Genomic DNA, 14,834 nt, shown 5'->3' with positions numbered 1-14,834 from the left:
ATGTCGGGACGCGCACGGCTCAAAAGCCTGTCGTGAGGAGGCGCCATGCGGCAAGGACAAGCACGACGAAGGCAGCCAAGAGCACGGCGAACAGCGCGGTTTCGACCGGGCGCGCAGCTGGCCGCGCCTGTCGGGCGCGATGTTCGGCCAGCGCCAATTCGGCCTCGGCGATCAGCACCGGGGCGCGGCCCAGCGCTTCGCTCATGCGCGTCAGATGCCCGCCAAAATCTTCGAGGCGGCCAACCGGCCCTTCCTCGCGGCGGAGCCATTCCCCGACGACGGGTTCGGCGACGGTCCAGATATCGAGATCGGGGTCGAGGCTGCGCGCCACGCCCTCGACCAGCACCATGGACTTTTGCAGCAGCACGAGTTCGGGCCGGGTCTGCATGTCAAATAGTTCGGTGATGGCGAAAAGCTGGCCCAAAACCTTGGCCATGGAGATATCGGCCGCCGTGCGGCCGTGCAGCGGCTCGCCGATCGAGCGGATGGCGAGGGTGAAGTCGTCGACCGACTGATGCTGAGGCACATAGCCGATGTCAAAATGGCGCTGCGCAACGAGGCGATAATCGCGGGTGATAAAACCATAAAGGATATCGGCGAGGAAGCGGCGCTCGCGTTTGGAGAGCCGCCCCATGATGCCGAAATCGACGGCGATGACGTCCCCGGTGACGCGATCGGCAAACAGGTTGCCCGGATGCATGTCGGCATGGAAGAAGCCGTCGCGGATGGCGTGGCGCAAGAAGGCCTGGAGAAGCTTCGAGGCCAGTGCCTTGCGATCGACCCCCGCCGCATCGAGCGCGGCATGGTCGCGGATGGGAATGCCATTGACCCAGGTGGTGGTGAGGACATTCTGCGCTACCTGATCCCATTGCACCTGCGGGATGATGAAGCCGGTATCGTTCTTGATGTTTTCGGCAAGCTCGGAAATGGCCGCGGCCTCGAGGCGTAGATCGAGTTCAATCCGCATGGAATGATCGAGCGTCTTGACGACTTCGGTTGGCTTCAGGCGGCGGCTGGCTGGTGCGAAAATCTCGGCGAGGCGGGCGCCGGCATAGAGTGCGTTGGTATCGGCGTGAAACCGCTCGGCAACGCCCGGCCGCAGCATTTTTATCGCGACGGTTTTCGGGGCGGCGCCGGGCACGCGCAGCTTGGCCTGATGCACCTGGGCGATCGAGGCCGCCGCGATCGGGGGGCTGATCTCGGTGAGCTGGGCTGCCTTGGGACCGAGCGCCGACACCAGAATGCCTGGAACAAGGTTTGGATCGAATGGCGGCATGCGATCCTGAAGGCCGGCAAGATCGGCTGCTGCCTGCGGCCCAACGATATCGGGACGCGTCGCGAGCGTCTGGCCGAACTTGACGTAGGATGGTCCGAGCTTGTGGAGCGCGGCATTGAGCCTGTCGACATGGCCGGTGCGGCGGACGCTCGGGCGCTCGACGACGCGGGCGAGGCCCACGCCGAGCTTCATCATCGGCGGCAGTGATTCAACCGGCAGGACGGAAAATGCGCCTTCCCGAGCCAGCACCCAGCCGGCCCGGAAGAAGCGGAAGGTAGAGCCTAGACCCATGCTTTAAATCTTCCAGCCCGAAAACAGCGTCGCGATATTGCCCGAATAGGGCACCGCCTTGACGCGCTTGAAGCCGGCAGTGGCAAGCATGGCGGAAAAGCGGGCGGGATCGGGAAACTTGCGGATCGACTCCACGAGATATTGATAGGGCTGCGCATCGCCCGTCACGGCGCGGCCCATGGGCGGAATGAGGTTATCCGAAAAGGTCTTGTAGATCGCGTCAAAGCCGGGCACGTCGACCTGGGAGAATTCGAGGACAAGAATACGCCCGCCGCGCTTGAGCACCCGATGGGCCTCGTTGAGCGCCTGCTGAATCCGCGGGACATTGCGAATGCCGAAGGCGATCGTATAGGCGTCGAAGGATCTGTCGGGAAAGGGCAGCTCTTCGGCATTGGCCTCGATAAAGCTCGCCTGCGCCGGAAAGCGCCAGGATTTGGCGCGCTCGGCGCCGACGCGCAGCATATCGGCATTGATGTCGGAAACGACGACTTCCGCATAACCGTGCGAGGCATTGACGATGCGCTCGGCGACGTCGCCGGTGCCGCCGGCCATGTCGAGCACCCGATAACCCCGGGCGCCGGTGCGCGGCGGGGCGAGATCGGCGACCATCGCATCTTTCCAGAGCCGGTGGATACCAAAGCTCATCAGATCGTTCATCAGATCGTAGCGGTCAGCCACATCGTGGAAGACCTTGTTGACGAGGCCCTGTTTGTCTTCGAGAGCGACGATTTCTTCGCCGAAATGGGTAGTTTCGCGCGCCTCGGTCATGGCTCTCGCCTCTTTGCTGGTCTATGTGAGCATCCACATGGGATCGGGCGGCACCATATATAAGGGTGATGAAAAAGCCCATGGCGCAAAGTCGCGCAGGGTGAAGGAGTTTTCGATTGCCTGAATTGCCCGAGGTAGAGACGGTCCGCCGCGGGCTCGAGCCCTGGCTCTTGCATGCGCGCATCGACCATGTCGAACTCAGGCGCTCCGACCTGCGCTTTCCCTTCCCCGAGGGACTGGCGCAAAAGATTACCGGGGCCAGAGTGACCACGGTCGGGCGGCGGGCAAAGTATCTGCTGATCGGGCTCGACAATGGGCTGACTATCCTCAGCCATCTGGGCATGACCGGCTCATGGCGCTTTGCCGAGCACGGCATCGACAAGCCGCCGCGCTACTATGAGCCGGGGACCGAACCCAAGCACGATCACCTCGTCTTTTCCATTGCGCATCCCGAGCATGGCAAGAGCCACCTCATCTATGCCGATCCGCGGCGCTTTGGGTTTATCGATCTTTTCGAGCATCCCGAGGATAGCTCGTACCTGAAAGATCTTGGGCCGGAGCCGCTCGGCAACGATTTCAATGCGGCAGAAATGGCGGCCGCACTCCGGGGCAAGAAGGCCCCGATCAAGGCAGCGCTGCTTGACCAGCGCGTCGTGGCGGGGCTGGGCAATATCTATGTTGCCGAAGCCCTACATCGCGCCCACATCCTGCCCACGGTCGAGGCGCGGAGCCTCCTCACCAAGGCCGAAAAGCCCAAGAAGGCGCTTGAGGACCTCGCCTATGCCGTGCGCGAAGTATTGATCGAGGCCATCGAGGTCGGAGGCTCGACGCTGCGGGATTTCAGGAATGCCGAGGGTGGCTCGGGCTACTTCCAGCACCGGTTCGCCGTTTACGACCGGGAAGGGGACCCGTGCCCCACGCCCCTGTGCAAGGGGACAGTCCAGCGCATCGTGCAATCGGGACGGTCGACCTTCTTCTGTCCGGTATGCCAGAAGAAGGTCTGAAGGCACGTTACGCTCAAAGCCGACGACTGCTGTCACCACCGGGCTTGTCCCGGTGCTATCTTGAGGCGCTGGAGCCGAGGGCATGGTGCGTGGCAAGACGGCGGGGGCTGCTGGACGACAAAACGGCATCCCGGTCTCCGGACCGCCAACAAAATGGCAGCCTGACCTCCGGACCTGTTGACGCCCCGGCGCCTTTCCCCTATAGCACCACCGACTTGGCGGCAGCGTGCCGCCGCTTTCATTTATCCCGGCTGGCAGGGGCGCCTCGAGCGGCTTTTGACCTTGCCGGCCGGACGAGATTAAAGAGGACCGAAATGGCCAATACGCCGTCAGCCAAGAAGGCGACCCGCAAGATCGCTGCCCGCACCGCGGTAAACAAGTCGCGCCGCAGCCGCGTCCGCACCTTCATCCGCAAGGTCGAAGAAGCGATCGCTTCGGGCGACCACGCCAACGCCTTTGCCGCCCTCAAGGCAGCCGAGCCGGAAATCAACCGCGCTGCCACCAAGGGCATCGTCCATGCCAACCTCGCAGCCCGCAAGGTCAGCCGCCTCAACAGCCGCGTGAAGGCTCTCCAGGCCTGAGACAAGATTGGCTGCGGCGCCGGCAAGGGCAGACGCGGCATCGGGAAAATGGGCTCCGCGAGGGGCCCTTTTTCTTTGTCTCCGATGAGAAGGTTTTTCGTCTCCCCATTGTCACATGTCGTTTGCATGACCAAGGCCACTGCCTAGGGAAAATCCGGAGCTAATTGCGAAAGCGCTTGATTCATAACGGCTTATGGGGCGGAACTATCAAGGGTTAAGTCGCGGTCGCGCCGACATAAATTCGCCGCGACAAATTGATGAGAATAATTTTTTCACCCTCTCTTAACCTGTCCGGAAAGCGATTCTGCATTGAGTCACAGGCTCTTGTGGAAAGGCAATTTTGGACCTCGCGGGACGCCAAAAACTCTGCCTCCGAGTCAATACCCTATTTCAGCGATTCACCTGTTGCGGGCCAAAAACCTACCCCCTAAAGTAATCTGGTCAGCACGGAAAAGCGGGGCCCCAAAGACCCCGGTACGGTGCGGGCATGATCACTTCGGGGCAAAGTTTGGAGCTGTCTCGGCAACAGGAGCCGCAGCAGCATGGGGCTGATTATGACCTTTTTCTTGACGCGGCGTGCTGCCGGTTCTTTCCGGGGTAGCACATAGCTGTAGCATTCAGCCGGGACGGCTGAACCCACGACTTGGTTGATAGGCCCAGAGGCAGCCAGTGACTGCCCGGGGCTCGCTGTTTCCTCTCGCATGGAGGAAGCATGGCGGCGGTTTGCCTTTCGGCACACCGATAAACGTAAACGAAACAACAGCGCCGGTGGCAATGCGGGCCAGCCGGACCAGACGGAACAGGGCTTTTGACAATGATGCGTCAGGCAATCGCAGGCAGGGATGATTGGTCGGTGGCCGCCTCTTCCTCCTCTTCTACAGCTTCGAGCGGTGAACCTGCCATGACTGAAACATCCTCGGCCTCCCAGCGCGACCTCTGGACCCGGGTGCGCGCCCGGCTCAAGGCCGCCGTGGGCGAAGATGTCTTCACCTCCTGGTTCGCCCGCCTCGAGCTCGAAGAACTTGTCGATGACATGGTGCATCTGTCTGCGCCGACGCGCTTCCTCTGCTCCTGGGTACAATCGAACTATTCCGACCGCATCGTCGAAGCCTTCCGTCATGACGTGCCAGAAGCAGCTCGCCTGCAGGTGACCCTGCGCGTCAACGGCCAGGCCCGGCCGCGTCTGGCGCCAGCTCCTGCCGTGGCTGCCGCCGCTGCCGAAACCGTCGAGGAAGCGCCCGCCAAGGCTGCTTCCCAGCATGCCGCCCTCGAGCCTGCACCGGTCGCCCGTCTCGTCCGCGAAGCGCAAAAGGGCGATGCCCTCGCCGGCAGCGCCATCGATTCCCGCATGACCTTCGACACCTTCGTGTCGGGCGAAGCCAATGAAATGGCGTTCGGCGTCGCCAAGCAGATCGCCAATGCCGCGATCAACAACACCGTGACCTTCAACCCGGTCTATATTCACTCAACCGTTGGCCTCGGTAAATCGCACCTGCTCAACGCCATCGCCCATGCCGTCAGCCAGGCCGATGCAACCAAGAACATCGTCTACCTGACTGCCGACCATTTCATGTACCACTTCATCACCGCCGTGCAGCGCCAGTCCGCGCTCGGCTTCAAGGAGTGGCTGCGCAAGGTCGACCTGCTGCTCATCGACGACATGCAGTTCCTCCAGGGCAAGTCAGCCACCGAATTCGGCCATACGCTCGGCGCGCTTCTCACCGGGGCCAAGCAGGTCGTCGTGGCTGGCGATGCGCCGCCGCGCGATCTCGAAATGCTCGACGAACGCGTCCGTTCGCGTCTCTCGGGCGGGCTCGTCGTGCCGATCTCGACCTTCGACATGGACTTGCGCCGCGCCATCGTGCAGCGCCGCGCCGACCAGGCGACCCAGCGCTTTGGCATGCACTTCCCGCCCGCCGTGCTCGACTATGTCGCCCGGGCCGTAACGAGCCATGGCCGCGATCTAGACGGCGCCGTCAATCGCCTTGTCGCCGCCAACCAGTTGACCGGTGAACTGATCACCGTGCCGCTGGCGGAAAAGACCCTGGCCGACCTGATCCGCGCCCGCGACGCCAAGCGCGTCCGCATCGAAGACATCCTCAAGATCGTCTCGCGTCACTATAAGGTGCCGCGCAACGAATTGCTCTCGGCCCGCCGCTCGCGCGACGTCGTCCGTCCGCGCCAGATCGCCATGTATCTTGCCAAGGCCCTGACCTCGCGCTCGCTGCCCGAGATCGGCCGCCGCTTCGGTGGCCGCGATCATACGACGGTGCTGCACTCGGTGCGCAAGGTCGAGCAGATGATCAAGGACGATCTGGAACTGGGCCAGGAAATCGAACTCTTGAAGCGCATGCTTGAAGAATAGACCCCTCCTTTCCTCCCCCGCTCGCGGGGGAGGAAAACCGCCAAAACATCTGCGCACAAAGCCGACCTGCCTTGATCTCGCCCGAACCACTCCGCACGAGCGGCGCATGATCCGAACCTTTTTTATTTTCGCCGCCATTTCCCTTGCCGCGCCCGCGCTGGCGCAGCCGGCGACGCCCGAAGAATACGCCAAGCAGACCCAGGCCATTGCCATTCGGGTGCAGCAGCAGTTGATGGCCTGTTGGACGGTGCCCGAGGGCGAGGAAAACGAGCGCCTTGCCGTCGATATCGGCTTTTTCGGCGCCGGCGCGCTCGACGGGGTGCCTGTGGTTGCGCTGGGCATGGAGAAGTTTGCGAGTAAGCGCCCGCTGCTTACCGAGAGCGTCATGGAGGCCATTGCCGGCTGCGTGCCGTTTGAGGGGCTCGAGGCATTGGGGGCTGGCGCCGAAGAACGCTTTGCCGTGACCATTACTTTCCAAAGCTGATCCACAGCCCGACGCGACCAAACGCCCCGGTGGCCTTGCCAATCGGTTACGACAATGTAAACGTCCCTGCCCGGCCCCGGCCGGGTTTGCTGCGCTTTTTTGGGATAGATGCCGAATATGAAAGTCACGCTCGAACGCAACCATCTGCTCAAGTCGCTGAGCCATGTGCATCGGGTGGTGGAACGCCGCAATACCTATCCGATCCTGGCCAACGTCCTGTTCAAGGCCAGCGACGACCATGTCGAATTGCGCGCCACTGACCTCGACATCGAAGTGACCGAATCCGTCCCGGCCATGGTCTCGACGCCAGGCACGACAACGGTGCCGGCGCATACGCTTTATGAAATCGTGCGCAAGCTGGCCGATGGCGCTGAAGTCCGGCTCGAGACCGATGGCGGAGAGAACATGGTTCTCACCTCCGGCCGCTCGCGGTTCAATCTCGCCTGCCTCTCGCCCGATTCCTTTCCGGATCTGAAGTCCGGCGCCTTTGCGCATGAATTCGACGTGCCGGCGGCTTCGCTGCGCGAACTGATCGAGCGCACACAGTTTGCGATCTCGAACGAAGAAACCCGCTACTATCTCAACGGCATCTATTTCCATGCCGTCGACAATTCCCAATCCGGCTCGCTCTTCCGCGCGGTCGCGACCGATGGTCACCGCATGGCCCGCGCCGAAATCGCCGCGCCCGAAGGCGCCAAGGGCATGAGCGGCATCATCGTGCCGAAAAAGACCGTGGGCGAGGTGCAAAAGCTGCTCGATGGCATCGACGGCGATGTTCATGTCGAAGTTTCGGACACCAAGATCCGCTTCACAGTAGGCCCGGTCGTGCTGCTCTCGAAGCTGATCGAAGGCACCTTCCCCGATTATGACCGCGTGACGCCGAAGAACAACGAAAAGCAGATGCTGGTCGATCGCGGCGCCTTTGCCGTGGCTGTCGATCGTGTCTCGACCATCGCCTCGGATCGGGGCGGCAAGGCGGTCAAGCTCTCGGCCCATGATGGCCTGCTCGAACTGTCCGTCACCAATCCCGATCACGGCACGGCAAGCGAAGAACTGGCCGTCGATTTCGACATCGACGCTTTCGAGATCGGCTTCAACGCCCGCTATCTGCTCGACATCATCGGCCAGATCCGCTCGGAAAGCGCGGTGTTCCTCTTCAACGACGCCAATTCGCCGACGCTGGTCAAGGAAGAGGGCGAGGCCAACGCGCTTTATGTGCTCATGCCGATGCGGGTTTAGGGCTCGCATCTTTCCCGCTCGACGCTGGCCGTCATCCTCGGGTTTGGCCCGAGGATGACGTGCGGTGGGGGTGAAAGCATTTCGTCATGATTCGCCACATCTCCCGCCTGCGCCTGACTGCCTTTCGCAATTATGCTTCGGCCGCGCTCGATCTCGATGAGCGCCATGTGGTGCTGACCGGGCCGAATGGCTCGGGCAAGACCAATCTTCTTGAAGCGATTTCGGTCCTTTCGCCCGGGCGAGGGCTGCGGGGCGCCAGTTTCGACACGCTTCAGAGCCAGGGCTCGGACATCGGCTGGGCGGTGGCGGCGACCATAGAGACCGATGATGGGCCCGCCGATATCGGCACCGGCGCCACGCCCGATGGAGGGCGGCGGGTGCGGGTCAATGGCGCCAATGCGCGCTCGATCGAGGCGATGAGCGACTACCTTCGCGTCCTTTGGCTGACCCCGGCCATGGATGGGCTTTTCTCCGGCCCGGCAGGTGAGCGCCGGCGGTTTCTCGACCGGCTGGTGACAACGCTCATCCCCTCGCACTCTTCGGCCGTTTCCGACTATGAAAAAGCCATGCGCCAGCGCAACAAGCTTCTGGAAGATGGAACCGACCCGCGTTGGCTTTCCGCTGTCGAGGCGCAGATGGCCGAGCTTGGGGCCTCGATCCACCTTAACCGCACCGATAGTCTTGCTCATTTGCAGTCGCTGATCGTCGAAAGCCTCGACGATGTAAGTTTTCCGGCAGCCATCCTGTCGCTGACGCCCCTGTTTGAAGATGGCGCCGAAGCCTCAACCTCCGCCGAACTCGAGGCTCTGCTCGCGCAGCGCTGGCATGCGGCGCGCGGCCTTGATCGGGCGGCCGGACGCACCACATCTGGTCCACACCGGGTCGATCTCGACGTGATCCACGCGCAAAAGCATATGCCGGCTGCCTTGGGCTCGACGGGCGAACAAAAAGCGCTGCTGATCGGGCTGATCCTGGCGCATGCGCGGCTCGTGCGGCTGCGGACCGGCATCGTGCCCTTTCTTTTGCTCGACGAGATCGCCGCGCATCTTGATCCGGACCGGCGGCGGGCGCTTTTTGCAGCGCTCGATGGGCTCGAGACACAGTGCTTTTTGACCGGCACCGACCCCTTGCTCTTCGAGGCGCTGGAAGATCGGGCGCAGCGATTTGTGGTGCGCGAAGGGCGTGTGGCGCTCGACTAGGCAAGGCGCTTGCCAAAACCTCGCCTTATGCCCACCAAAAGCCACGAAAACCGGCAATTTCCTTGGGGTTGACGCCCCATTCCGCTACAACAAAAAGACCAAAAAAGAGTGATTCGGACCCAATGAGCGATAGCGAAAATCCGACCCCGAACGAATACGGCGCCGACAGCATCAAGGTGCTCAAAGGCCTCGACGCGGTGCGCAAGCGCCCGGGCATGTATATCGGGGACACGGACGACGGCTCAGGCCTCCATCACATGGTCTATGAAGTCGTCGACAACGCCATCGACGAGGCCCTCGCCGGCCACGCCGATCTCGTCACCGTAACTCTCAATGCCGATGGCTCCTGCTCGGTCAACGACAATGGCCGCGGTATTCCGACCGGCATCCATGCTTCCGAAGGCGTTTCGGCGGCCGAAGTCATCATGACCCAGCTCCATGCCGGCGGTAAGTTCGACCAGAATTCCTATAAGGTCTCCGGCGGGCTCCATGGCGTGGGCGTGTCTGTCGTCAATGCGCTCTCGGTCTATCTCAAGCTCAATATCCGCCGCGACGGCAAGATCCACGAGATGAGCTTTACCCATGGCGTGGCCGATGCGCCGCTCAAGGTCGTGGGCGAATATAAGGAGGACAAGAAGCCGGGCACCTATGAGGGACGTTCGGGCTCGGAAATCACTTTCCTGCCCTCGACCGAAACCTTCACCATGGTGGATTTCGACTTCAAGACGCTCGAGCATCGCCTGCGCGAACTGGCCTTCCTCAATTCGGGCGTCCGTATCCTGCTGCGCGACCATCGCCATCCCGAGCCTGTCGAGGTCGAGCTCTTCTATGAAGGTGGCCTCGAGGCTTTCGTAAATTATCTCGATAAGTCCAAGGCGCCGGTGATCGAAAAGCCGATCACCATGATCTCGGAAAAGGACGGTATTACCGTCGAAGTGGCGCTGCAGTGGAACGACAGCTACCACGAGAACGTGCTCTGCTTCACCAACAACATCCCGCAGCGCGATGGCGGCACGCACCTCGCCGGCCTTCGCGGCGCGCTGACGCGCCAGGTGACCGGCTATGCCGCGTCCTCGGGCATTGCCAAGAAGGAAAAGGTCGAGCTTTCGGGCGACGATACACGCGAGGGCCTGACCTGCGTTCTCTCGGTCAAGGTGCCGGATCCGAAATTCTCGTCCCAGACCAAGGACAAGCTGGTTTCCTCCGAAGTCCGTCCCGTGGTCGAAAACATCGTCAACGAGAAGCTCGGCCAGTGGTTTGAAGAGCACCCCAACGAAGCCAAGGTCATTGTCGGCAAGGTGGTGGAAGCTGCCGCTGCCCGCGAAGCCGCCCGCAAGGCGCGCGAACTGACCCGCCGGAAGGGCGCGCTCGAAATCTCCTCGCTGCCGGGCAAACTGGCGGACTGCCAGGAACGCGATCCGGCAAAGTCGGAAATCTTCATCGTGGAAGGCGACTCGGCAGGTGGCTCTGCCAAGCAGGGTCGCGACCGTTCAAACCAGGCGGTATTGCCGCTGCGCGGCAAAATCCTTAATGTGGAACGCGCGCGCTTTGACCGCATGATCTCGTCCGACCAGGTCGGTACGCTGATCACCGCACTCGGCACTGGCATTGGCCGCGAAGAGTTCAACGCCGACAAGCTCCGCTACCACAAGATCATCATCATGACGGACGCCGACGTCGACGGCGCCCACATCCGCACGCTGCTGCTGACCTTCTTTTTCCGGCAGACGCCGGAATTGCTCGAGCGCGGCCACATCTACATCGCCCAGCCCCCGCTCTATAAGGCGACGCGCGGCCGTTCCGAGCAGTATCTCAAGGACGAGCGGGCGCTCGAAGATTACCTCATCGATGCCGGGCTCGACGAAGCGGTGTTCAAGACCCGCGATGGTGTCGAACATGCCGGTCCCGATCTTCTCGCCATCGTGCAGCAGGCGCGCGACATCGACTATGCGATCAAGAATCTCAACCTGCGCTACAATCGCAGTCTTGTCGAACAGGCCGCGATCGTCGGCGGCCTCGATCCCGAGGGCATGGCCGACCCCGAAAAGAGCGGCGAAACGCTGAAGCGCATCGCCAGCCGGCTCGATCGCATTTCCGATGAGCTCGAGCGCGGCTGGACCGGCGCCATTACCGACGAAGAGGCTCTGGCCTTCTCGCGCACCGTACGCGGCGTCACCGAAACCCACCAGATCGACCGGGCCTTGCTCCAATCGGCCGATGCGCGAAAGCTGCGCCAGTTGGCCGGGCGCCTCGACGAACTCTTCGGTGGCGTGCCGACCCTGACCCGCAAGGGCGAGACCATCAATGTCTATGGCCCGTCCTCGCTCTTCAAGGTCGTGACCGATGCCGGGCGCAAGGGCGTGAGCCTGCAGCGCTACAAGGGCCTTGGCGAAATGAACGCCGAGCAGCTCTGGGAAACGACGCTCGATCCCAATGCCCGCACACTGCTGCGTGTCGAAATCGACCAGACCGACGAGGCCGACCAGATCTTTACCGCGCTGATGGGCGATCTTGTCGAACCGCGCCGCGATTTCATCCAGGACAATGCCCTCAACGTCAGCAATCTCGACGTTTGATCGGGCACGGCGATCACCTTTTGGTGAGAACCCAAGCATGTGATCGGCACTGTCCGGAACGGGCAAAGGCAGCCTTCGTTGCTCTGACGACAACAAAGGAGAATAATCCGTGGCCTCAGAACCGATTAACATCTTCACCGAGGATAGCGGCGGCACTGGCCGCCCGGTGATCCTGATTCATGGCTGGCCGCTTTCGGGCGAAGCCTGGAAGCCGCAGGTGCCAGCGCTGACCGCGGCCGGTTATCGCGTCATCACCTATGACCGACGCGGCTTCGGACGGTCGGATAAGCCGCAAAGCGGCTATGACTACGATACCTTTGCCAGCGACCTTGCCGGCTTGATCGACGATCGCGGCTTGAGCGATGTGACGCTGGTCGGCTTCTCGATGGGTGGCGGCGAAGTGGCCCGCTACGTTGCCAACTATGGCGAGAGCAAGCTGCGCTCGGTGGTTTTTGCTGCCGCCGTGCCGCCCTACCTCCTTAAATCGCCTGACAATCCGGAAGGGCCGCTGACCAAGGAAAAGGCCGCCGAGATGGAGAGCGGTTTGCGCGTCGATCGGGCGACCTTCTTTGATGGTTTCACCAAGGATTTCTTCTCGGCCAATGGCGAACTCAAAGTGAGCGAAAGCCAGCGCCAGGAAGCCATCGCGCTCTGCCAGCAGTCTGACCAAACCGCTGCCCTTGGCGCCATGAAAGCGTTCGGGACGACTGACTTCCGGAATGACCTTAAAAAAATCACCAAGCCGACGCTGGTGATCCATGGTGACTCCGACGGTATCGTGCCTCTCGAAGGTTCGGGCGCGCGGACCCACGCCGCCATTCCGGGCAGCAAGCTCGTCGTGGTTCCCGGCGCACCCCACGGGTTCAACGTCAGCCACGCCGATCGCTTCAACGCCGAACTGGTCGACTTTTTGAAGCAGTAAACCCTTCGCCGGCCCCCTTCGCGGGGCCGGTCCCTTTTGGGGCCGTTGTTCACCGCAATGAACCAGTCCGTCATCACAGCCGATCTTGTCCCGTGCTTCACCGGCTATTAGCTAGTGGAGGCAGCCTTTTGCGCGCTGCTTTTGGCGAGGTGTGAAGATGAAAAAGATCGGCTTTTTGTCCTTTGGGCATTGGAATCCCTCGCCGCAGTCGGGCACCCGTTCGGCCGGTGACGCGCTGCTGCAGTCGATCGACTTGGCTGTCGCGGCCGAGGAACTGGGCGCCGACGGCGCCTATTTCCGCGTGCATCACTTTGCCCGCCAGCTCGCTTCCCCGTTTCCGCTCCTTGCCGCGGCCGGCGCAAAAACCAAGAAAATCGAACTCGGCACCGCCGTGATCGACATGCGCTATGAAAATCCGCTCTATATGGCCGAGGACGCTGGCGCCGCAGACCTGATCGCTGGCGGCCGCCTGCAACTCGGCATTTCGCGTGGCTCGCCCGAGCAGGTGATCGATGGCTGGCGCTACTTCGGTTTCCAGCCCGAAGAAGGCAAGACCGACCAGGACATGGCCCGGCAGCACGCCGAAGTCTTTATGGAAGTCTTGAAGGGTAAGGGTTTTGCCCAGCCCAACCCACAGCCGATGTTCCCCAACCCGCCCGGCATGCTGCGCCTCGAGCCACATTCGGAAGGTCTGCGGGAGCGGATCTGGTGGGGCGCGGCGAGCGATGCCACGGCCATCTGGGCCGCGCAGATGGGTATGAACTTGCAGTCTTCTACGCTCAAATTCGACGAAAGCGGCAAGCCGTTCCACATCCAGCAGGCCGAGCAGATCCGCGCCTATCGCGCCGCTTGGAAGGAAGCCGGCCACACCCGCGAGCCCCGGGTTTCGGTCAGCCGCTCGATCTTTGCGCTCGTTAACGATCAGGACCGCATGTATTTCGGCGCCGGCCGGCCCGAGCAGGATCAGTTCGGCTATATCGAGCCGGAAAAGCGCGCGGTCTTCGGCCGGGGCTATACCGCCGAGCCCGACAAGCTGATCGAGGAACTCAAGCGCGACGAAGCCATCGCCGAAGCCGATACGCTGCTGCTTACCGTGCCGAACCAGCTCGGTGTCGATTACAACGCCCATGTGATCGAGAGCATTCTCAAGCATGTGGCGCCGGGCATGGGCTGGCGCGGCACCCCGCTCAAGGCCGCCTGAAGCCTGAGCCGTCGCAGCCATTGGTCTGCCAATAAACGTCGACCGGTGTAACTGCGCCGGTCGACAATCTCTCGATCTCGGCTGCAAACGCCATGGCCCGGCATTCATTGGGACCGGCGACGACATGCACCATCTCATGAAGGATGGTCAGCGTGCGCAGACTATCCGCGCCCTCGGTTGAAAACTGCGGGCAAAGGATTAGCGACATCGTGCCGTTCTCGGGCGGCAGGCGGACAAAGGCAGCAAAGCGGGCGCATGATCCGTCGCTGCTGCCCTCCCGGACCTTGAGTTCGACCCTGCCGCCCCAGTGGCGCGAGGCGAAGTTGCGCAGCGTCAGCGCGTCGCGATAGGCGGCCGTGTCGACCCCGAAAAGTTCGGCTTGGAGCTTCGGCAGGGCCGCTTCGAACTGGGCGATGGCGCGATCGAAGGCGCTCTCGACGACGCCGGCTCGTGCAGGCATGAGGCCGGAGAGGACAAGGAAGACAATCAGAGCAAGACGCATGCTGCTTTCTTGGCGTCAGACCATGGCAGCCGCGTGGCAATCAGCTTCCATCACCGGCGACAAAAGGCATGATGTCGACGCTATAGCCGGGAAAGATCGTGATGTGCGGATGGGTTTTGAAGATTTTGGCCGCAGCTTCCGCACTCTCCGCCTCGATGACGAGATAGCCACAGATGTCGTTGGTGGCTTCCTCTATGCCGGTCTTGGTGACGCGCAGGGTCTTGCCGACCATGCCGCCGCGATTGCGGATAAAGCCTTCGTTGGCCTTTTCCCATTCGGCCCAGGCGGGCACGCCCGCAGCGTCGACGGCGTCCTGCTCGGACTTGCTTATCTTGCGAAAGCCGGCGAGGTCTTCGGGTCGCATTGTGTAGACGGCAAGATAGCGGGGCATGCTTCCATCTCCCAAGCCGGGTTCGCGCAAGGCTA

13 protein-coding genes are annotated in these 14,834 nt (G+C 62.2%); 9 read left to right on the top strand and 4 right to left on the bottom strand.

Annotated features, from left to right (window positions below; genetic code table 11):
- Nucleotides 1–19: 19 nt before the first annotated feature.
- On the bottom strand, nt 20–1,567 hold the full coding sequence (gene ubiB / locus VW35_RS09150; protein WP_052951611.1) for a 2-polyprenylphenol 6-hydroxylase: 1,548 nt from the start codon (nt 1,565–1,567) through the stop codon (nt 20–22).
- A gap of 3 nt (nt 1,568–1,570) precedes the next feature.
- Nucleotides 1,571–2,335 (bottom strand): bifunctional demethylmenaquinone methyltransferase/2-methoxy-6-polyprenyl-1,4-benzoquinol methylase UbiE, encoded by a 765-nt coding sequence (gene ubiE, locus VW35_RS09145; RefSeq protein WP_046142761.1) that lies wholly within the window; start codon nt 2,333–2,335, stop codon nt 1,571–1,573.
- Between the two features lie 116 nt (nt 2,336–2,451).
- On the opposite strand from ubiE, the gene mutM reads away from it, so the two are divergent.
- The 9 genes from mutM to VW35_RS09100 all read left to right on the top strand — a co-directional run bounded on the left by mutM (nt 2,452) and on the right by VW35_RS09100 (nt 13,906).
- Nucleotides 2,452–3,339, top strand: coding sequence for a bifunctional DNA-formamidopyrimidine glycosylase/DNA-(apurinic or apyrimidinic site) lyase (mutM, locus tag VW35_RS09140; protein ID WP_046142760.1), 888 nt, complete (start codon nt 2,452–2,454; stop codon nt 3,337–3,339).
- 314 nt (nt 3,340–3,653) lie between these two features.
- Nucleotides 3,654–3,920, top strand: coding sequence for a 30S ribosomal protein S20 (gene rpsT / locus VW35_RS09135; RefSeq protein WP_046142759.1), 267 nt, complete (start codon nt 3,654–3,656; stop codon nt 3,918–3,920).
- Between the two features lie 901 nt (nt 3,921–4,821).
- Nucleotides 4,822–6,285 (top strand): chromosomal replication initiator protein DnaA, encoded by a 1,464-nt coding sequence (gene dnaA, locus VW35_RS09130; RefSeq protein WP_046142758.1) that lies wholly within the window; start codon nt 4,822–4,824, stop codon nt 6,283–6,285.
- A gap of 106 nt (nt 6,286–6,391) precedes the next feature.
- On the top strand, nt 6,392–6,769 hold the full coding sequence (locus tag VW35_RS09125) for a hypothetical protein (RefSeq protein ID WP_046142757.1): 378 nt from the start codon (nt 6,392–6,394) through the stop codon (nt 6,767–6,769).
- 117 nt (nt 6,770–6,886) lie between these two features.
- Nucleotides 6,887–8,008, top strand: a complete 1,122-nt coding sequence (gene dnaN, locus VW35_RS09120; protein ID WP_046142756.1) for a DNA polymerase III subunit beta — start codon at nt 6,887–6,889, stop codon at nt 8,006–8,008.
- 86 nt (nt 8,009–8,094) lie between these two features.
- A complete protein-coding gene (recF, locus tag VW35_RS09115) occupies nt 8,095–9,207 on the top strand; it encodes a DNA replication/repair protein RecF (RefSeq protein WP_046142755.1) in 1,113 nt (370 codons plus the stop codon).
- Between the two features lie 122 nt (nt 9,208–9,329).
- The gene (gene gyrB, locus VW35_RS09110) at nt 9,330–11,783 is read left to right on the top strand and encodes a DNA topoisomerase (ATP-hydrolyzing) subunit B (protein WP_046142754.1); all 2,454 of its coding nucleotides are present in this window, start codon (nt 9,330–9,332) and stop codon (nt 11,781–11,783) included.
- A 109-nt stretch (nt 11,784–11,892) separates the two neighbouring features.
- The gene (locus tag VW35_RS09105; protein ID WP_046142753.1) at nt 11,893–12,705 is read left to right on the top strand and encodes an alpha/beta fold hydrolase; all 813 of its coding nucleotides are present in this window, start codon (nt 11,893–11,895) and stop codon (nt 12,703–12,705) included.
- Nucleotides 12,706–12,862: 157 nt separating this feature from the next.
- On the top strand, nt 12,863–13,906 hold the full coding sequence (locus VW35_RS09100; protein ID WP_046142752.1) for an LLM class flavin-dependent oxidoreductase: 1,044 nt from the start codon (nt 12,863–12,865) through the stop codon (nt 13,904–13,906).
- Here VW35_RS09100 and VW35_RS09095 read toward each other — a convergent pair.
- Both VW35_RS09095 and VW35_RS09090 read right to left on the bottom strand, forming a co-directional pair.
- The gene (locus VW35_RS09095; protein WP_046142751.1) at nt 13,893–14,408 is read right to left on the bottom strand and encodes a hypothetical protein; all 516 of its coding nucleotides are present in this window, start codon (nt 14,406–14,408) and stop codon (nt 13,893–13,895) included. The two genes, VW35_RS09100 and VW35_RS09095, sit on opposite strands and share 14 nt — an antisense overlap.
- Before the next feature lie 40 nt (nt 14,409–14,448).
- The gene (locus VW35_RS09090; protein WP_046143024.1) at nt 14,449–14,799 is read right to left on the bottom strand and encodes a hypothetical protein; all 351 of its coding nucleotides are present in this window, start codon (nt 14,797–14,799) and stop codon (nt 14,449–14,451) included.
- Nucleotides 14,800–14,834: the final 35 nt, after the last annotated feature.

Origin of the sequence: Devosia soli (assembly GCF_000970455.1) — a bacterium.
Classification (GTDB): domain Bacteria; phylum Pseudomonadota; class Alphaproteobacteria; order Rhizobiales; family Devosiaceae; genus Devosia; species Devosia soli.
This window is presented reverse-complemented; position numbering and strand designations above follow the sequence as displayed.